The sequence below is a fragment of the Pseudomonas rhizozeae genome, from assembly GCF_031583775.1.
Taxonomy (GTDB): Bacteria; Pseudomonadota; Gammaproteobacteria; order Pseudomonadales; family Pseudomonadaceae; genus Aquipseudomonas.
Genome location: NZ_JAVLSB010000011.1, coordinates 1 through 17,527, shown reverse-complemented (window position 1 = coordinate 17,527; position 17,527 = coordinate 1). Strand labels below are relative to the sequence as shown.

The window sequence follows — 17,527 nt, the reverse complement described above, 5'->3', positions numbered from 1 at the left end:
GAGCAGTAAGACGTCAGTACACCTGCGGCACGATCAATTCCGCCGGCGTGGGGTTGCGCGAGTAGTCTTCCTGGCGTTCCCGCTCCGGCAGTTCGATCACCGGCATTTGCACTTCTTCGTAGGGCATTTGCCCCAGCAGGTGGGAGATGCAGTTGAGGCGGGCTTTCTTTTTATCGTCGGCTTGCACGACCCACCACGGCGCTTCGGCGATGTGGGTGCGTTCGAGCATGATTTCCTTGGCCTTGGTGTAGGCCTCCCAGCGCCGGCGGGACTCGAGGTCCATCGGGCTGAGTTTCCATTGCTTGAGCGGATCATGGATGCGGCTGAGAAAACGCAGGTGTTGTTCCTGATCGGAAATCGAGAACCAGTATTTGATCAATTGAATGCCTGAGCGCGCGAGCATCCGTTCGAACTCCGGCACGGTGCGGAAAAATTCTTCGTATTGATCGGCGTTGCAAAACCCCATCACTTGCTCGACGCCCGCGCGGTTGTACCAACTGCGGTCGAACAGGACGATTTCACCGGCGGCCGGCAAGTGCGAGACGTAGCGCTGGAAGTACCACTGGGTCTGTTCGCGGTCGTTGGGCGCGGGCAGGGCGGCGACCCGGCAGACGCGCGGGTTGAGGCGCTGGGTGATGCGCTTGATCACGCCACCCTTGCCAGCCGCGTCGCGGCCTTCGAACAGAATCACCACTTTGTGCCCGGTCTTGACCACCCAACTCTGCAACTTCACCAGTTCGCCTTGCAGGCGAAACAGCTCGCTGAAATAACGTCGGCGTTCGGCTTTCTCTGCGTTGTCGCCAGCGTGTTCCTCGAACAGTGCGTTGAGGTCGTGGTCGTCTTCCAGCAATTCCAGTTCCAGCTCTTCGTCACTGTGATCGAGCAACTCGCGGCGGATGCGCTGCATTAAGGCGTTTTGTGTGGGAGACATGGTCCAAGGCTTCCGTCGAGGGGTTGCCTTTGACTGTAATCCGCGGGGTGTGACAAACGGGTGACAGGCTGCAACGCATGGCACCGGTTAAAGGCGCTAGCGCTGGCCCCTCAGGCTGACAACCACGACTCCAGCACCCGCCGATCCAGCTCTTCCAGATCTGCCATGCCCAGCACTCGCGTGGTGTTAAGGCCCCGCAAGTAGCCGCGAAGCTGTTGCGCCGACGCCAGGATTGCCGCCGGCTCGGCCGCGGCGTCGTGCAGCACTTCTTCGTAGAGGCACAAGTATTCGGCGACCCGTTCACGGTACTCAGGCAACACGGCCTCGCGGATCAGGTCAAAGGTCCGCAGCTTTTGATTGGTATTCACGGGTGCATCCTTTGGATGTGGTCATGATGAACTGAACTGTACCCCACGGGAGCGCTGTCAGGCTGCATTGGTTTACGTCCCGCGACTCACCGCTACACTTGCAAGCATTCGCAACGCATTTCTGACAGGGCAGGTAAATGGACGACAACAGAAGGCCGATCAAGGCCCGCTCGGCGGGCTGGGCCCGGCGGATTACAGAACTGCTGGTGAAAAAAGACCTTTCCCCCAATGAAATCTCGGTGATCAGCATCGTCTTCGCGCTCACCGGCGCGGTGGTGCTGTTGATCGATAATGGCGTGGCCGGCTCGATCATTTGTGCCCTGGCCATCCAGTTGCGCCTGCTGTGCAACCTGTTCGACGGCATGGTGGCGGTGGAGGGCGGCAAGCAATCGCCGATCGGCAGCCTGTACAACGAATTTCCCGATCGCATTGCCGACAGCTTGCTATTTGTCGCGCTCGGCTATGCCGTCCTGCAGCCGGGGCTGGGCTGGTTCGCCGCGCTGGCCGCTGCGCTAACTGCGTATGTCCGGGTGTTCGGCGGCGCGCTCGGCCAGCCACAGCGCTTTATCGGTCCCATGGCCAAGCAGCACCGCATGGCGCTAATGACCGTCGGCTTGCTGCTCAATGCCGTTGAAGTGATTTATTACGCCACTCACTACGTGCTGTTGCTGACTTTGGCGCTGATCGCCATTGGTTCGGTCGCCACCTGCGTCACGCGAACCCTGGCCATCGCCAAGCAGCTGAAGGAGGCCGGCCATGTGGATCAGTAACGCGCTGATTGCCGTCCTGCGGTTCCTGATCGGCGTGACCGCGCGCTGGGAAAGCCCGCCCGACCTGAGCCGGCAACGCATCTATTTCGCCAACCACACCAGCCACATGGACACCCTGGCGATCATCGCCGCGTTGCCTCCGGAAGCCCGGGTCAACGTCAAACCGGTGGCCGCCGCCGACTACTGGGGCAAGAACGCGTTCTTGCGCTATGTCTCGCAAAAAGGCCTGAACGCGGTGCTGATCGAACGCAACCCGACAGCGGGGCAAAATGTCCTCGAACCGATCTTCGACGTGGTGCGCGCCGGGCATTCGATCATCATCTTTCCCGAAGGCACCCGTTCCAGCCAGCCGTTGCCGGCGGCATTCAAGTCAGGCCTTTTCCGCCTCGCCGAATCCTTTCCCGAGGTCGACCTGGTCCCCATCTACCTGGAAAACCTGCATCGCTCGATGCCCAAGGGCAAGCACGTACCGCTGCCGATCATCTGCACCATCCGCATCGGCAACCCGCTGCCGAGAATCGCCAGCGAAGATAAACAGGCGTTCCTCGAACGTGCCCGTGACGCCATCGTGAGGCTGTCGAAATGACTCTGGATGCCAAGTTTCTGTGGTTCTTCTGCGCCATCGCCGGCCTGCTGGCCGTGGCGTCCATTGCCGGTTGGCTGCTGGCCAGGCGCGCCAAATCGGAGAGCGCCATCGCCACCGTCGACAACCTCAACCAGCGCGTCAACGCCTGGTGGGGTATGGTCATCATTTTCTTCATTTCTTACCAGTTGGGCGGCAACGCCACGGTGGTGTTGTTCAGCTTTATCTCGCTGTTCGCCCTGCGCGAATTCATCACCCTCACACCGACCCGGCCCGGGGATCACAATGCGCTGTTCTCGGCGTTTTTCATCCTGATCCCGCTGCAATACATCCTGATCGGCACCCACTGGTATTCGATGTTTACCCTGTTGATCCCGGTGTACGCCTTCCTCCTGTTGCCGGCGATCGCAGTGCTCAGCCAAGACACCGAAGCCTTCCTGGAGCGCACGGCGAAAATCCAGTGGGGGGTGATGATCTGTATTTACTGCATCAGCCACGCGCCAGCCCTGTTATTGCTGGACCTTAAGGGCTTTGCTGGCCAAAACGCCTTGCTGCTGTTCTATCTGGTGTTCGTCGTGCAGATGAGCGATGTGCTGCAGTACGTGTTTGGCAAACTCTTCGGCAAACACAAAGTTGCGCCGCTGGTCAGCCCTTCGAAAACGGTTGAAGGGCTGGTGGGCGGGGGGTTGTCTGCCACCTTGATTGGCGGTGCGATGTTCTGGATGACGCCGTTCAGTTTTTGGCAGTCATTGCTGATGTCGTTCGTCATCGTGGTGATGGGGTTTTTGGGTGGGCTGGTGATGTCGGCGATCAAGCGCAGCCTCAGTGCCAAGGATTGGGGCACGATGATCAAGGGGCATGGCGGGATGCTGGACCGGATGGATTCGATTTGTTTCGCCGCGCCGATCTTTTTTCATATGACGCGGTATTTTTTTTCGGTTTGATTACGAGGGCACTGCCGCAGTAATGATCCCTGTGGGAGCTGCGGTGCGACGATTCGACTTGCCAGCGATGACTGGGTGTCAGTCGGCAGAGCTTTTTTGGGTGTACATATCCATGAGCATGACTGCGTCATGCGGCGCTACGCGCCAATCCCCGGATAAACGCCTCCACTCAGCCTTCCGACGGGGCGGGTGAATCAAAAGCAAGATCAAAAGCGCGGCGAGCTGACACTCGACCTGATGGGGTACGCAATTATTGCGGACACCTCCGACCCCTGTGGGAGCTGCGGTGCGACGATTCGACTTGCCAGCGATGACGGCCTGCCAGCCAACCCATCTCCCTCAGATACACCTCAACCAATTGTGGCGAGGGAGCTTGCTCCCGCTGGGTGGCGGAGCCGCCCCAAAGCCTGTGCCCTCGATTTCCCTGATAAACCGAGGCGCCTGGTTTAGGGCTTGCTGCGTACGCCAGCGGGAGCAAGCTCCCTCGCCACAGGTGTCGCAGTCAGGCTCAACCTCACCCAACCCCTCACATTTTATTCAACGGAATCTTCAAATACGTCACGCCATTGTCTTCCGCCGGTGGCAGGTGTCCGGCGCGGACGTTGACCTGGATGGCCGGCAGCAGCAAGTTGGGCATGCCCAGCCCGGCATCGCGTTGGGTGCGCATGGCGACGAAGGCGGCTTCGTCGATGCCGTCGTGCACATGAACGTTGTGCTGGCGTTGTTCGCCGACGGTGCTTTGGCACTGGGCGTCGCGACTGTCCGGCGGGTAGTCGTGGCAGACGTACAGTCGAACCGAAGCGGGGAAGGCCAGCAGCTTGCGGATCGAGGCGTATAGCTGATGAGCGTTGCCGCCGGGGAAGTCGCAGCGGGCGGTGCCGACGTCGGGCATGAACAAGGTGTCGCCGACCAGGATAAGGTCGTCATCGATCAGGTAGGCCATGTCCGCCGGGGTGTGACCGGGGACGTGCAGCGCGGTGGCGCGCAGGTTGCCGATCAGGAAGGATTCGTCCGGGGCGAACAAGTGATCGAACTGCGAGCCGTCCACTGCAAACTGCGGTTCGAGGTTGAACAGCGCCTTGAACACGTGCTGCACGTTGCTGATCGACTGGCCGATGGCAATCTTGCCGCCCAGTTCGCGGCGCAGGTAGGGTGCGGCGGACAAGTGATCGGCGTGGGCGTGGGTTTCCAGTAGCCATTGCACTTGCAAATGGTGCTCGTGCACGAAGGCGATGATGCGGTCAGCCTGGACCGTTGCGGTGCGCCCGCCGGCGGCGTCGTAATCCAACACCGGGTCGACGATGGCGCACTGGCTGCCGTCGGCTTCATAGACGACATAACTGTAGGTCGACGAGGCAGGGTCGAGAAAAGCTTCAATCTGAGCAGGCATGATGGCCGTTTCTTTCAGGGCGAGCGCAAAGGGTAGTGCGATTTTCCCCGCGCTGGCCAGTGCGCTGTGCAATCAATGCAGGAAAAATGCGCCGTGGGCTCTATCCTGTCATCCATCGATACCGGGCGTTCCCGGCTTGTTTTCGCGGAATATGAGTGGGTTATGGGGCTGGCAAGTTTTTTTGGCGTGATCATGGGCCTGGTGCTCGGTTTGACCGGCGCCGGTGGCGGGATTCTCGCGGTGCCGGCATTGGTGCTGGGGCTCGGCTGGAGCATGACCCAAGCCGCGCCAGTGGCGTTGTTTGCCGTGGGCAGTGCGGCGGCGGTGGGGGCGATCGATGGTTTGCGCCATGGCTTGGTGCGTTATCGGGCGGCTTTGCTGATCGCCTTGCTGGGGGCGATATTTTCGCCGGTGGGAATTTTCTTCGCCCACCGCCTGCCGGAGAAAATCCTGATGCTCCTGTTCAGCGCTCTGATGGTGCTGGTGGCCTGGCGGATGCTGCGTCGCGAGCGCCACGAATCGGGCCCCAGCGATCACGGCCAGGCGAACTGGGGCCAGAAGAACTGCATGCTCGACCAGCAGACCGGGCGCTTTTCCTGGACCGCCAAGTGCACCGCGACCCTGGCCGCGCTCGGCGCCGTCACCGGAGTGGTCTCGGGGTTGCTCGGGGTGGGCGGTGGTTTTTTGATTGTGCCGGCGTTCAAGCAACTGACGGATGTGCAGATGCGCGGCATCGTCGCCACCTCGTTGATGGTGATCAGCCTGATTTCCGCCATCGGGGTGATCGGTGCGTTTCAAGTCGGTGTGCGGATCGACGACCTGGGCGTGGCGTTTATTGTCGCCAGCATCATTGGAATGATCGCCGGCCGGCGGCTCTCGGCCCACGTGCCGGCGCGGGCCCTGCAAATCGGTTTCGCCAGTCTTTGCCTGGTGATTGCCGCGTGCATGGCGCTGCGCGCTTGAGAGCGTCCTCCCCTTGTGGCGAGGGCGCTTGCACCCGCCGGCAGGCGAAGCCAGCCCCAAGCTTGCGTGCAGGAGGCTGGCCAACGCGGCACCCCAGCGATTACAGCACCAAGTGCGGCAACCACAGCGACAGCGCAGGGATGTAGGTCACGGCCATCAGCACCAGGAACAGCACGCCATAGAACGGCAGCAGGGCTTTCACGGTTTTCTCGATGCTGACTTTGCCCACCGCCGAACCGACGAACAGCACCGCGCCCACCGGCGGCGTAATCAGGCCAATCCCCAGGTTCACCAGCATGATCATGCCGAACTGCACCGGGTCCACGCCGATGCCAAGGATCACCGGCATCAGGATCGGCGTCAGGATCAGGATCAGCGGCGCCATGTCCATCACCGTGCCGAGCAACAGCAGCATGACGTTGATGCACATCAGGATCACGTAACGGTTGTCTGACAGGGTCAGGAACATCGTGGTGATTTTCGCCGGGATCTGCATCAGGGTCATGATGTAGCCGAAACTGGCGGCGAAGCCGATCAGAATCATCACGATGGAAATGGTCCGCACCGTGCGGTGCATCAGCTTCGGCAGCTCGCTCCATTTGTAGTCGCGGTAGATGAACATGGTCACGAAGAACGCCCACAACACCGCAATGGCCGCCGATTCGGTGGCGGTGAAGATCCCGCTGAGGATGCCGCCAAGGATGATCACCATGGCCATCAAGCCCCACAGCGCTTCACCGCAGATTTTCAGGGCCTGGCGCAGCGGAATCACCTCGCCCTTGGGGTAGTTGCGTTTCTTGGCGAAGATCAGGCACAGCACCATCAGGCACGCGCTCATCAGCAGGCCCGGGACAACGCCGGCCATGAACAGCGAGGCAATCGACACCGTGCCGCCCGCCGCCAGCGAATACAGCACCGAGTTATGGCTTGGAGGTGTCAGCAAGGCCTGGACCGAACCGCTGACCGTCACCGCTGTGGCGAAGTCCCGGGGATAACCACGGCGCTCCATCTCCGGAATCAATACCGAACCGACCGACGCGGTGTCCGCCACCGATGAGCCGGAAATCGCCCCGAAGAAGGTCGAGGCCATGATGTTGACCAGCGACAAGCCACCGCGCACGAACCCCACCAGCACCCCGGCGAACGCCACCAGCCGCCGTGACATGCCGCCCTCGGCCATGATCGCCCCGGCGAGAACGAAGAACGGAATCGCCAGCAACGAGAATTTGTTAACGCCGCCGGCGACCTGGATCATCAACGCCTGGAAGGGGATGTCGATCCACCACGCACCGATCAACGCCGACAGGCCCAAGGCATAGGCGACCGGCATACCGATCAGGATCAACGCGATAAAGCTGCCCAGCAAAATAAACGCATCCATTCACGCCGCCCCTTCGCTTTCTTCAACCAGATCGAAACGCACGACTCGCCGGTTGCTCTGGTCGCCGAGCAAGAGTTTTTCCAGCACAAAAATCAGCGTCAGCACGCCGCCAATCGGGATCGGCATGTAGGTAATGCCCACCCGCAGGGTCGGCAGCGCGCTCATGAACTGGTTCCAGGTCGACAGGCACAGCTTGGTGCCCCAAATCGCCATGAACAGGCAAATGGTCGCCATCAGCAATTGCGAGACGATGCTCATGGCGTTGCGCAGCTTCGGCTGCATGCGGTCGGTCACCATCGCCACCGCCATGTGCGCGCCGGCCCGGTAACTGGCGGCGGCGCCGATGAAGGTGAAGACCATCATCAGCAGGATGGCGGTAGGCTCCGGCCAGCTTGAGCCGGTGCCCAGCACGTAGCGGGCGAACACGCCCCAGGGAATGATCAGCGAGATCGCCAGGACCGACAGCCCGGCAATCCAGATGCAGGTCATGTAGATCCGGTCGTTGATTCGCAGCAGGAGATTCTTCATCGGATTCCACCATCACCGGGCGCGCGCTGACCGTTACCCGCGTCAGCGGCGCCGGGCCTTCAAGAGTACAGGGAGGGTTACTGAACGGCTTCGATGCGCTTGATCAAGTCGGCGTAAGGTGCGCCGTATTTCTCGCGGATCGAGGCGGTCGCCTCATAGAACGGTTTCTTGTCGACGGTGATGAATTCGACGCCGGCGGCTTTCAGTTTTTCTTCGCTGCTGGCGGATTTCGCGTCCCACAGGGTGCGCTCTTGCGCTTGCGCCGCCTTGGCGGTGTTCTTCACCAGGATTTGCTGTTCGGGAGTGAGTTTGTCCCAAGTGATTTTCGACATCACGATGGGCTCGGGCAGAATCAGGTGTCCGGTCAGGCTGTAGAACTTGGCGCTCTGGTAGTGGTTGTGTTCCAGCAGGGTGGGCGGGTTGTTTTCCGCGCCGTCGATCACCCCGGTCTGCAAGGCGCTGAAGATCTCCCCGGTATCCATGGCAATGCCGTTGCCACCCATGGCGTTGATGGTCTCGATGAACATTGGGTTGCCCTGCACGCGGATCTTCATGCCCTTGAGGTCGGCGAGGCTGCGCACCGGTTTTTTGGTGTAGATGTTGCGCGTGCCGCCGTCCATCCAGGCCAGCGCCACCAGGTTGAATTCGGAATTTGTGATTTTGTCGAGGATCTCGTCGCCGATCTCACCGTCGATGACTTTGCGCATGTGCGCCTGGTCGCGGAACACGAACGGCATGTTGAACACGTTCACGTCTGGCACCACCGGGCCGACGATGCCGAGGCTGACGCGGGCCATCTGGATGGCGCCGACCTGGGCCTGTTCGACCACCTCTTTTTCCGAGCCAAGGACGCCACCGGCGAACATTTTGAAGGTCAGCTTACCGCCGCTTTCGGCCACCAGGGTTTTGCCCAATTGTTCTTCCGCCACCACCGTGGGGTAGCCGGCGGGATGGATGTCGGCGAATTTGATTTCCAGGGCCTGGACGGCGCTGCTGAGAGTGAACGCCAGCGGGAGTGCAGCGGTGAGCAAGGTGCGTTTGAGGTCCATGGGGTGCGTCTCCAGTGTTGTTGTTTTTGTTCAAGGCACATGTCTTAGGCGCAGCGGTGCAGCAGAAGAGCTCAAGGGGTGGATACAGAGGGTGAGAGGTTGAAGCTGGGTTCCGGCAAACCGCATACGCCAGGGTCGAGGGCGAACACGCCGCCAGCGAGGGATTGTGGGTCGAGGTCGTTAGCCGGGCGGATCGAGGTCACGAACAACGTGTCCAGGCACGGGCCACCGAAGGCGCACATGGTCGGCTTGGCCACCGGCACGGTCAGCGAACGGTCGAGTCGGCCATCAGGGGTAAAGCGGTGGATCAGCCCCGCGTCGTTGGCGCAGATCCAGTAGCCGCCCTCAGCGTCGACCGCCGCGCCGTCCGGTCGTCCGGGGAACTGGTTCATGTCGACGAACAGACGGCGATTGCACGGGATGCCGCTATCGATGTCGTAGTCGAACGCCCAGATCTGCTGCACCGACGGGTGCGAATCCGACAGGTACATGGTGCGCCCGTCCGGGCTGAAGGCCAGGCCGTTGGGCACGATGAACCCACTGAGTTGCGCCGCCAGCGGGCCGCGATCCCCGGCGCTGTAGCGATAGAGTGCGCCGTTGGCCGCATTGGCGCCCATGTTCAGAACCATGCTGCCGGCCCAGAAACGGCCCTGGCGATCACAACGACCGTCGTTGAGGCGCATGTCGTCGCGCGAGTGTCCGATGTGCGCCAAGGGTTCGCAGTCGAGGCTGCCATCGGCGCACGGGTGCAGGTGAAAGAAGCCACTTTCCATTCCGGCGACCCAGCCACCGTCGCGGTGGCGGGCGATGCAGGCGAGCATTTCCGGGGCTTTCCAGCTATCGACTGTTGAGGTATCGGCGCTCCAGCGCTGCAGGCTGCCGTGGGGAATATCGACCCAGTACAGGGCATTTTCCTCCGGCACCCAGACCGGGCTTTCACCGACGGCATTGCGGGCATCGACGATCAATTCAGCATTCATGGCGACTCTCTTTCCCTTGGTTTTTTTTGTGGGGATCAAGCGGCAAGCGGTGAATCAGTCGTCGAACGGCCCGGCGGCGCAGAAGGCCCCGCCCTGATAGATCCGCGCCGGGTCATCGGCAGCCGGCATGGGTTGCGCTTCGACCTTGTCGCGGAACACTTCGGAACTGTCCTGGGCCACGTACCCCAAGTGGGCGGCGTAGCGGTTGTCCCACCAGACTTCCTTGTTATCGGACATGCCGTAAACAACGGTGTGGCCGACGTTGGGGGTATAGAGCGCACGTTCGATCAGTTGCGTGAGGTCGGCGAAGCTCAGCCAGGTGCTCATCATTCGGCGGTTCTGCGGCTCCGGGAACGAGGAGCCGATACGCAGGCTGACGGTCTCGATGCCGTAGCGATCGAAGTAAAACGTCGCCATGTCTTCGCCATAGGATTTGGACAAACCGTAGTAGCTGTCTGGGCGGCGCGGGGAGCGCGCGTCGATCACCTCATCCTGCGGATAGAAGCCGATGACGTGGTTGGAGCTGGCGAACACCACGCGTTTGACCCCATGCCGGCGCGCCGCTTCGTAGATATGGAAAACCCCACAGATATTGGCGCCGAGAATCTGTTCGAACGGGTGCTCAACCGACACGCCGCCGAAGTGCAGGATCGCGTCCACGCCGTCGACCAGTTGCAGCACGTCCTGCTTGTCGGCGAGGTCGCAGGTGACGACTTCTTCACGAGCGTCGAGGGCGGGGGAAAGGTCGGCGATGTCCGAGAGGCGAATGACCTTGGCGTAGGGCCGCAGGCTCTCGCGCAAGACTTTGCCCAGGCCGCCGGCGGCACCGGTGAGCAGCAGGCGGTTGAAGGGCGTGCGCGGGGTTGCAGTGGTCGTCATGGAAATCCCTTTACGCAATTATTGTTATGGATTCGTTGTAGGTTGTCGTATGACTAATTGGAGTATTGCAGGGCTTTACCGGTTTTTTCAACGCGAATGGATTCGTCAGTGATAAAGAGTCAGCTAAAGGACGGGGATTGGCGGGGTGTTATTGATGGTGGTGATGGCGGGGTATAAGTGCGGCGGTTATACGATGACGCAAAAGACTGCGGGAGCCCGTCGGCCCCCACAGGTGGATCGTTTGCTTACGCGTACTGAGTTTCCCAGGTCCACGCATCGACAGGCTGGGCGTTGAGGTCCCAGAACGCCTCGGCGATTTCTCGTGACTGCTGCGAGCCAGGCGCGACCAGAGTGGCGACGGTTACCGTGGCGATGTGCACGCCCTGGGTTTTCAGCGGCTCGAACAGCGCTTGCGCAGTGGTGCGTACCCCGGCCTTGCCTATGCTCAGGCTCAACAGGTCGGCGAAAGGCTGCACCGCCAGGCCGCCGCCGGTCAGCAGCAGGCTGCCATGGCCGCGGGCGGTCATGGTGGGCAGGACGGCGCGAATGGCGGCCAGGGCGCTGGCGATATTGATGTTCAAATCGCTCACCAAACTGTCGACGCTTTCCACCGCCAGCGGGCGCATTTGCAAGGCGCCTGCTTCGTCGTAATGCAGCACACCGGCGTTGTAGTGCAGCACGTCGAGCTGCTCGGCGTAGCGGCTGACCAGGTCGGCCACGGCGTGGGGGTTGTTGGCGTCGACGGCTTCGATCACCACCTCGATGCCGTCAGCGCGCAGGCTTTTGCTTTGCGCTTCCAGGCGTTGCACGCTGCGCGAGGCCAGAATCAGCCGATAGCCTTCAGCGGCGAAACGTTGCGCGGTGGCTTGGCCAATCCCTGGGCCGGCACCGATGATCATCAATGTTTTGGACATGCGACGGGCTCCGGTTGTGGCACCCGCACCAATGCGGGGTGCCAGAGATGAAGGGGCAGGGTGAACATCAACCGATCACTTGCGCCAGTTCGATCAGGTTGCCCCACGGGTCGGCAATAAAGGCCAGGCGGCGGCCGATGATGTCCAGTTCGAAGGGTTCGGTGACGATGGTCACGCCACGGCTGCGCAACTCGGCGATGGTTGCGTCCATGTCATCGACGTTCAGGCAGAAGTGATGGAAACCGGCCAAGCGCAGGCTGTCACCGAGGTCTTCGTAGACTGACTTGGGGATCGGCTTGGGCTCACCGCCGCCGAGGATTTCCACGAAAAAGCTGTCATCGGTCGCGGGGGCGACATAGGCCAGGGTCTGATCGGCGTAGGGCCACTGGAACACCACGCGGAAGTCGAGTTTTTCGACGTACCACTTAAGGCTGGCTTCGAAATCCGGAACGCGCACGGCCACATGGTGACCTTTGAGCGAGGCGAGGGGGCTGGCTGGGTTCTGTGCCGGGATAGCTGGATTAGGCATATTCAACTCCGCGTCATGGGCCGGACCGATGTGGTTCGGTATGGGCTTAGAGTAGCGGCGACCGTTAATGGCGAGAATCCATATAATCGTGGATGGCCTATTAACGTCAGGTTCGTAATCCATTTGCGTTGGCTACCTTGCGGATGCGTCGCAGACAGCACTCGGCCGAACGCGATATTCAGCCGCACGTTCGCGACGGGCCGCGGTCGGAAGCTCATTGGGCGTCGCTGTCGTGTGCGACGCATTTTGCCTTGGAGATCCAATGAGCCAGGACATCCTGACCACTGAAACCAACCGCCGTCAGTTGCAGCAGATTATTGCCGGGCTGTCCGACGGGGTGATTTTGCTCGAAATCGACCAGACGCTGTTGTGGGCCAATGACGCGGCGCTGGCGATGCACGGCGTCAGTCACATCAGCGAGCTGGGCGGCGATGCTGCTGAATATGCCAAGCGCTTCACCTTGCGCTATCGCAACAATCATGCGGTGGCGCTGGAGAATTACCCGATCAGCCGCGTGGCCCGTGGTGAAAATTTCAGTGATGTGCTGGTGGAAGTCAGCCCCGTTGCCGACCCCGAGCGCATGTGGGTCCACAACGTACGCAGCATGACCCTCGACGACCGCGACGGCGAGCCGGAATCCCGGGTGTTGATCCTCAGTGACGTCACCGAATGGGCCAGCGCCGAGCAGCGTTTCGAGAAAACCTTCAATGCCAACCCGGCACCAGCGGTGATCTGCCGCCTCGGCGATTTGCGCTTTATCAAAGTCAATCCAGGCTTCCTGGAAATGACCGGTCTAACCCGCGACCAGGTGATCGGCCGCTCGGTATATGAGTTGGACGTACTGGAAAACGCCGAGAAAAAAGACCTGGCCATCGAACGTCTGCGCGAGCACGGCACTATCCCGCAGATGCAGGCCGAATTGCGGATGATCGACGGCAGCAGCAAGCAAGTGATCGTCGCTGGCCAGCCACTGGAACTCAACGACGAGGATTGCATGCTGTTTTCGTTCGTCGATATGGAGCCGCGGCACAAAGTCGAAGTGGCCTTGCGTCACAGTGAGGAGCGCTTCGCCAAGGCGTTCCGCTTGTCGCCGGTCCCGACCCTGGTGTGCAACGCCGAGAACCAGGTGGTGATCGACGCCAACCAAGCCTTCCTCGATATCCTGTCGTACCCCAGTGAAGAAGTGCTGGGCAAAACCGCGCTGGAAGTGGCGTTCGTTGCGGACAAAAATACTCATTTGCGGCTGTTTTCCGCACTGGAGAAGGCCGGGCGCCTGGATGGCGTGGACGTGCAGGTGCGCAAGAAGGGCGGCGAACTGATCGATTGCGCCATTTCCGCCGACAGCATGGTGCTGCAGGACAGTCCGTGTTACCTGTTGGTGCTGATGAACATCACCGAACGTAAGCGCACCGAGCTGGAACTGGTGGCGGCGATTGAAGAGGTCATGAAGGACGCGTCGTGGTTCAGCCGCACTCTGATCGAGAAACTGGCCAATGTGAAACACGTCAACTCGCCGCAACTGCCCAGTGTCTCCTTTACCGACCTGACGGCCCGCGAGCGCGATGTGCTGGGTTTGATCTGCGAAGGACTGGCCGACAAGGAAATCGCCGCGCGCTTGAAACTGGCGCCCAATACCGTGCGCAACCACGTGGCCACGGTGTATTCCAAGCTTGATGTGCACAGCCGCAGCGAAGCGATTGTCTGGGCGCGGGAGCGGGGCCTGTTCTCCGGGGACTGGCGCGCCAAGGGGCAACGGTAGGCGCACGTGGATCAGGTGCAAATGCACCGGTCGGGGTAGTGCAAATTCAGCTTCTTCAGTCAGGTCCTACCGCCTAGTGTAGGGGATCAGTCGTGTCCGACTCTGAGATGACTCTAAGGAACCGTTACATGGGCGAGCAACCTTTCGATGGCCAACACTGCCAGCGGAGAACATTGCAATGCTGACCAAACTGCGACTGCGCCTGGAAGAGAGTTTCCAGCCGCTGGCATGCGACTGCACGTATGCGGGCGAGCACTCGATGACCGTGCGTCTTTACCATCCTGAAACCCAACAGGTGGATCTGGTAGTGACCGGCCTCAGCACCGATATCCTGAACGACCCCGTAGCGATCGCCGCGTTGGTCGAAGAACTGCGCTACGAACTCGAAAGTAATGCGCTGAACCGATCTTCCCCCGCCTGAACTGAACCCAGCTCCCAGACCTTTGTGGGAGCGAGCCTGCTCGCGAAAGCGATTTCAGCTTCGGCATTTAGGGTGCGGCGAGCCGCTTATTCGCGAGCAGGCTCGCTCCCACCGTCGCCGGCAAATCCCCGGGCCACTAGCACTTCCCCCCACCTGCGCTATAAGAAAGTGTCCGGCGGTGTTTTCCGCCGACCACCCGCGCAGGTCATTCCATGAAACCATCCTTGAAACCGATGCTTGTCAGTGCCGCCCTCGCTCTGTTGTTGAGCGCTTGCGCCAGCCCGCCGCCACCGCCGCCGCCCATTGCGCCGAAGCCTCTGGAACGCACCTGCGACACCCATGAAGACACCGACGTCAGCGGCAACATGACCGCTGAGGGACAGACCACCCGGACCACCACGCGGACTGTTTGCGTTACGCAGTAGCGTGAAAAAACCGCACGACGCGCAGCAGAATCAGCGTCTGAGTGATTTAGACCGTTAGGGACTCAACTATTGCAGATTGCGTCTTGGACGGTCCGATCTCACTCCTCTAGGATTTGTTCATCGGTCATTCATTGGTGACCACTGAACCTCAAGAGGATTAACAGATGAGCTTGAAAGACAAACTGCCCGGCGTGCTGGGCTTTGGCACTGCGCCGCTGGGCAATATGTTCCGCGCGATCCCCGAAGACGAAGCCGCCGCCACCGTGCACGCGGCCTGGGACGCTGGCGTTCGCTACTTCGACACCGCGCCGTTCTACGGCGCCGGCCTTTCCGAAATCCGCCTCGGCGCGGCGCTGTCGCGCTACAAGCGTGACGACTACGTGCTCAGCAGCAAGGTCGGCCGGGTGATCCTCGATGAAGTGGAAGACGCCGCCAGCCGTGATTTAGGCGAGAAGAGCGGGGTGTTCGACCACGGACGCCCGAACAAAATCGTCAACGATTACAGCGCCGACGCCACCCTGCGCTCCATCGAAGACAGCCTCAAGCGGCTGAACACCGATCGCCTGGACATCGTCTGGGTGCACGATATCGCCCAGGACTTCTACGGCGATCAGTGGCTGGAGTACTTCAACCAGGCCCGCACCGGTGCGTTTAAAGTGCTGACGCGCCTGCGTGAGGAAGGGGTGATCAAGGCCTGGGGCCTGGGTGTGAACAAGGTCGAGCCGTGCGAACTGACCCTGGAATTGACCGAAGCCCAACCCGACGGCTTCCTGTTGGCCGGCCGCTACACCTTGCTCGACCACGAACGCGCCTTGCAACGCCTGATGGATGCAGCCCTGGCGCAGAACGTCGAGATTGTCGTGGGCGGTCCGTATAGCTCGGGCATCCTCGCCGGCGGCGCGCATTTCGAATACCAGAAGGCCAGCCCGGCGATCATCAACAAGGTCGAGCGCATCAAGGCCATCGCTGCGACATACGGGGTTGATATCAAGGCTGCCGCGTTGCAATTCTCCCTGGCCAACCCGGCGGTCGCTGCAGTCATTCCAGGGGCCAGCCGACCTGAGCGTCTGGCCGAGGACGTGGCTGCACTGTCGGCGCCAATTCCTGCAGCGTTCTGGCAAGCGCTGGTCCAGGAGCGGCTGATGTCCGACCGCGCACCACTGCCATTGAAGGGGTGAACTCATGAAAATCGATTTGAGCGGTAAAACCGCCATCGTCAGCGGCAGCACCGCCGGCATTGGCCTGGGCATCAGCCAGGCGTTGGCCGAGTCTGGCGCCACGGTGGTAGTGATCGGCCGCGACTCGGCCAAGGTGGAACAAGCGCTGGCGAGCATTCGTCAACAGGTGCCCGGCGCGCAGTTGCGCGGCCTCACCGCCGACCTCGGCACTGCGCAGGGTGCTGAAACCCTGTTCGCCACCGAACCTCGCGCGGACATCCTGGTGAACAACCTCGGCATCTTCAACGACGTCGACTTCTTCGACGCGCCTGACAGCGAGTGGACGCGGTTCTACGAGGTCAACGTGATCTCCGGCGTGCGCCTGGCGCGGCATTACACGCCAGCCATGGTCGAGCGGGGCTGGGGCCGGGTGATCTTCCTGTCCTCGGAATCCGGCATCGCCACCCCGGCGGACATGATCAATTATGGCGTGACCAAAAGCGCTAACCTCGCGGTCTCCCATGGCCTGGCCAAACGCCTGGCCGGCACCGGTGTAACGGTGAACGCCATCCTGCCGGGGCCGACCTTCACTGACGGTCTGGAAGACATGCTCAAGGACGCCACTGCACAGTCTGGCCGCAGTCCCCGTGAAGAAGCCGACGCCTTTGTGCGCAAGGCGCGTCCGACTTCAATCATTCAGCGTGTGGCCGATGTCTCGGAAGTGGCCAACCTGGTGGCGTATATTGCTTCTCCCCTGTCTTCGGCCACCACCGGCGCCGCGTTGCGGGTCGACGGCGGCGTGGTCGACAGCCTGGCGGTCTGAACCCCGGCGGTCAGAACTTGAATTTCCTTACCTTTAAAACGAGAGCATTTCCCATGGCAACTGCATCTGCATCCATCGACATCCCGGCTTCGGCCGATCAGGTCTGGCAATTGATCGGCGGCTTCGACTCGCTGCCCAAGTGGCTGCCGTTCATTCCCAAGAGCGTCATCAGTGAAGGCGGGCGTGTGCGCACCCTGCAAACCGCCGATGGCGAGGTGATCATCGAGCGCCTGCTATCGTTCGATGAGGCCGGCAAAACCTACAGTTACTCAATCGAGCAAGCGCCGTTCCCCGCCAGTGATTATGTGGCGACCATTCTGGTCGCGGCCCAGGGGCAGGGCGCTCGGGTGACCTGGTCGGGGCGCTTTAATCCCAAGGGCGTGACCGAGGCGGAAGTCGAAGCGTTTTTTGACGGGATTTACAAGGGTGGGCTGGAGGCGCTGCGGGGTAACTTTCCGGCCTGATCTAGTGGCGCTGAATGGTTAGAGGGTGGACCCAAAACCCTGTGGGAGCGGGCCGGCTCCGGGCGGCGTTCCGACGGAGGCTATCTCCCTGCTGGTGAGTTAATAGCGGATGTCTCCGAAACCTGTGGGAGCCTGGCTTGCCAGCGATGACTTTTTATCAGGCACTAGAAATTTTGCAGGTGTACATATCCATTCCCTCTGTGGGGGCTGATATAGGTTCCGCTCTTACAGCGGGTCACTTTGAAAAGCCCAAAGTAACCAAAGGCTCT

General features: G+C 61.1%; 20 protein-coding genes. 10 read left to right on the top strand and 10 right to left on the bottom strand.

Annotated features, from left to right (window positions below):
- Positions 1-13 precede the first annotated feature (13 nt).
- Positions 14-931, bottom strand: a complete 918-nt coding sequence (ppk2, locus tag RG836_RS02490; protein ID WP_310842923.1) for a polyphosphate kinase 2 — start codon at positions 929-931, stop codon at positions 14-16.
- Positions 932-1,041: 110 nt separating this feature from the next.
- The gene (locus tag RG836_RS02485; protein WP_310842922.1) at positions 1,042-1,299 is read right to left on the bottom strand and encodes a hypothetical protein; all 258 of its coding nucleotides are present in this window, start codon (positions 1,297-1,299) and stop codon (positions 1,042-1,044) included.
- 137 nt (positions 1,300-1,436) lie between these two features.
- Between RG836_RS02485 and RG836_RS02480 the strand changes: the two genes are divergently transcribed.
- Genes RG836_RS02480 through RG836_RS02470 form a run of 3 tightly spaced genes read left to right on the top strand, consistent with a single transcriptional unit; the run spans position 1,437 to position 3,596 of the window.
- On the top strand, positions 1,437-2,069 hold the full coding sequence (locus tag RG836_RS02480; RefSeq protein WP_310842921.1) for a CDP-alcohol phosphatidyltransferase family protein: 633 nt from the start codon (positions 1,437-1,439) through the stop codon (positions 2,067-2,069).
- Positions 2,056-2,655: a lysophospholipid acyltransferase family protein gene (locus RG836_RS02475; protein WP_310842920.1), complete on the top strand. Its 600-nt coding sequence runs from the start codon at positions 2,056-2,058 to the stop codon at positions 2,653-2,655. The genes RG836_RS02480 and RG836_RS02475 overlap by 14 nt, the downstream gene beginning before the upstream one ends.
- Positions 2,652-3,596 carry a phosphatidate cytidylyltransferase gene (locus tag RG836_RS02470; protein ID WP_310842918.1) on the top strand — a complete coding sequence of 315 codons (945 nt, stop codon included), beginning with the start codon at positions 2,652-2,654 and terminating at the stop codon, positions 3,594-3,596. Before RG836_RS02475 ends, RG836_RS02470 begins: the two co-directional genes overlap by 4 nt.
- Positions 3,597-4,122: 526 nt before the next feature.
- On the opposite strand, the gene RG836_RS02465 is transcribed toward RG836_RS02470, so the two are convergent.
- A complete protein-coding gene (locus RG836_RS02465) occupies positions 4,123-4,986 on the bottom strand; it encodes an MBL fold metallo-hydrolase (RefSeq protein WP_310842917.1) in 864 nt (287 codons plus the stop codon).
- Between the two features lie 162 nt (positions 4,987-5,148).
- Here RG836_RS02465 and RG836_RS02460 point away from each other — a divergent pair, with 162 nt between their 5' ends.
- A complete protein-coding gene (locus RG836_RS02460) occupies positions 5,149-5,949 on the top strand; it encodes a sulfite exporter TauE/SafE family protein (protein ID WP_310842916.1) in 801 nt (266 codons plus the stop codon).
- A 100-nt stretch (positions 5,950-6,049) separates the two neighbouring features.
- On the opposite strand, the gene RG836_RS02455 is transcribed toward RG836_RS02460, so the two are convergent.
- The 7 genes from RG836_RS02455 to RG836_RS02425 form a co-directional block, all read right to left on the bottom strand.
- Positions 6,050-7,330 carry a TRAP transporter large permease gene (locus RG836_RS02455; protein WP_310842915.1) on the bottom strand — a complete coding sequence of 427 codons (1,281 nt, stop codon included), beginning with the start codon at positions 7,328-7,330 and terminating at the stop codon, positions 6,050-6,052.
- On the bottom strand, positions 7,331-7,858 hold the full coding sequence (locus RG836_RS02450; RefSeq protein ID WP_310842913.1) for a TRAP transporter small permease: 528 nt from the start codon (positions 7,856-7,858) through the stop codon (positions 7,331-7,333).
- A gap of 77 nt (positions 7,859-7,935) precedes the next feature.
- Positions 7,936-8,907, bottom strand: a complete 972-nt coding sequence (locus RG836_RS02445) for a TRAP transporter substrate-binding protein (RefSeq protein WP_310842912.1) — start codon at positions 8,905-8,907, stop codon at positions 7,936-7,938.
- Positions 8,908-8,978: 71 nt separating this feature from the next.
- The gene (locus RG836_RS02440) at positions 8,979-9,887 is read right to left on the bottom strand and encodes an SMP-30/gluconolactonase/LRE family protein (protein ID WP_310842910.1); all 909 of its coding nucleotides are present in this window, start codon (positions 9,885-9,887) and stop codon (positions 8,979-8,981) included.
- Between the two features lie 54 nt (positions 9,888-9,941).
- Complete coding sequence (locus RG836_RS02435; RefSeq protein WP_310842908.1) at positions 9,942-10,766, bottom strand: NAD-dependent epimerase/dehydratase family protein; 825 nt, start codon at positions 10,764-10,766, stop codon at positions 9,942-9,944.
- Positions 10,767-11,011: 245 nt separating this feature from the next.
- A complete protein-coding gene (locus RG836_RS02430; RefSeq protein ID WP_310842907.1) occupies positions 11,012-11,680 on the bottom strand; it encodes an SDR family NAD(P)-dependent oxidoreductase in 669 nt (222 codons plus the stop codon).
- Positions 11,681-11,747: 67 nt separating this feature from the next.
- Positions 11,748-12,209 (bottom strand): VOC family protein, encoded by a 462-nt coding sequence (locus RG836_RS02425; protein WP_310842906.1) that lies wholly within the window; start codon positions 12,207-12,209, stop codon positions 11,748-11,750.
- 262 nt (positions 12,210-12,471) lie between these two features.
- Between RG836_RS02425 and RG836_RS02420 the strand changes: the two genes are divergently transcribed.
- The 6 genes from RG836_RS02420 (at position 12,472) to RG836_RS02395 (ending at position 17,258) form a co-directional block, all read left to right on the top strand.
- Positions 12,472-13,968: a helix-turn-helix transcriptional regulator gene (locus RG836_RS02420; RefSeq protein WP_310842904.1), complete on the top strand. Its 1,497-nt coding sequence runs from the start codon at positions 12,472-12,474 to the stop codon at positions 13,966-13,968.
- A 172-nt stretch (positions 13,969-14,140) separates the two neighbouring features.
- On the top strand, positions 14,141-14,389 hold the full coding sequence (locus tag RG836_RS02415) for a DUF1652 domain-containing protein (RefSeq protein WP_310842958.1): 249 nt from the start codon (positions 14,141-14,143) through the stop codon (positions 14,387-14,389).
- A gap of 212 nt (positions 14,390-14,601) precedes the next feature.
- Complete coding sequence (locus RG836_RS02410; RefSeq protein WP_310842902.1) at positions 14,602-14,814, top strand: hypothetical protein; 213 nt, start codon at positions 14,602-14,604, stop codon at positions 14,812-14,814.
- A gap of 164 nt (positions 14,815-14,978) precedes the next feature.
- Entirely contained in the window at positions 14,979-15,992 is a 1,014-nt protein-coding gene (locus tag RG836_RS02405) for an aldo/keto reductase (protein WP_310842900.1), read from the top strand.
- A 4-nt stretch (positions 15,993-15,996) separates the two neighbouring features.
- Complete coding sequence (locus RG836_RS02400; protein WP_310842898.1) at positions 15,997-16,794, top strand: SDR family NAD(P)-dependent oxidoreductase; 798 nt, start codon at positions 15,997-15,999, stop codon at positions 16,792-16,794.
- 53 nt (positions 16,795-16,847) lie between these two features.
- Positions 16,848-17,258: an SRPBCC family protein gene (locus tag RG836_RS02395; protein ID WP_310842896.1), complete on the top strand. Its 411-nt coding sequence runs from the start codon at positions 16,848-16,850 to the stop codon at positions 17,256-17,258.
- Positions 17,259-17,527: the final 269 nt, after the last annotated feature.

Excerpts from the sequence above, each read along its gene's own strand:
- RG836_RS02450 (WP_310842913.1), bottom strand. The coding sequence starts at position 7,858 with ATGAAGAATCTCCTGCTGCGAATCAACGACCGGATCTACATGACCTGC.
- RG836_RS02475 (WP_310842920.1), top strand. The coding sequence starts at position 2,056 with ATGTGGATCAGTAACGCGCTGATTGCCGTCCTGCGGTTCCTGATCGGC.
- RG836_RS02445 (WP_310842912.1), bottom strand. The coding sequence starts at position 8,907 with ATGGACCTCAAACGCACCTTGCTCACCGCTGCACTCCCGCTGGCGTTC.
- RG836_RS02430 (WP_310842907.1), bottom strand. The coding sequence starts at position 11,680 with ATGTCCAAAACATTGATGATCATCGGTGCCGGCCCAGGGATTGGCCAA.
- RG836_RS02410 (WP_310842902.1), top strand. The coding sequence starts at position 14,602 with ATGAAACCATCCTTGAAACCGATGCTTGTCAGTGCCGCCCTCGCTCTG.
- RG836_RS02425 (WP_310842906.1), bottom strand. The coding sequence starts at position 12,209 with ATGCCTAATCCAGCTATCCCGGCACAGAACCCAGCCAGCCCCCTCGCC.
- ppk2 (WP_310842923.1), bottom strand. The coding sequence starts at position 931 with ATGTCTCCCACACAAAACGCCTTAATGCAGCGCATCCGCCGCGAGTTG.
- RG836_RS02395 (WP_310842896.1), top strand. The coding sequence starts at position 16,848 with ATGGCAACTGCATCTGCATCCATCGACATCCCGGCTTCGGCCGATCAG.
- RG836_RS02460 (WP_310842916.1), top strand. The coding sequence starts at position 5,149 with ATGGGGCTGGCAAGTTTTTTTGGCGTGATCATGGGCCTGGTGCTCGGT.
- RG836_RS02455 (WP_310842915.1), bottom strand. The coding sequence starts at position 7,330 with ATGGATGCGTTTATTTTGCTGGGCAGCTTTATCGCGTTGATCCTGATC.
- RG836_RS02435 (WP_310842908.1), bottom strand. The coding sequence starts at position 10,766 with ATGACGACCACTGCAACCCCGCGCACGCCCTTCAACCGCCTGCTGCTC.
- RG836_RS02400 (WP_310842898.1), top strand. The coding sequence starts at position 15,997 with ATGAAAATCGATTTGAGCGGTAAAACCGCCATCGTCAGCGGCAGCACC.
- RG836_RS02420 (WP_310842904.1), top strand. The coding sequence starts at position 12,472 with ATGAGCCAGGACATCCTGACCACTGAAACCAACCGCCGTCAGTTGCAG.
- RG836_RS02470 (WP_310842918.1), top strand. The coding sequence starts at position 2,652 with ATGACTCTGGATGCCAAGTTTCTGTGGTTCTTCTGCGCCATCGCCGGC.
- RG836_RS02480 (WP_310842921.1), top strand. The coding sequence starts at position 1,437 with ATGGACGACAACAGAAGGCCGATCAAGGCCCGCTCGGCGGGCTGGGCC.
- RG836_RS02465 (WP_310842917.1), bottom strand. The coding sequence starts at position 4,986 with ATGCCTGCTCAGATTGAAGCTTTTCTCGACCCTGCCTCGTCGACCTAC.
- RG836_RS02405 (WP_310842900.1), top strand. The coding sequence starts at position 14,979 with ATGAGCTTGAAAGACAAACTGCCCGGCGTGCTGGGCTTTGGCACTGCG.
- RG836_RS02440 (WP_310842910.1), bottom strand. The coding sequence starts at position 9,887 with ATGAATGCTGAATTGATCGTCGATGCCCGCAATGCCGTCGGTGAAAGC.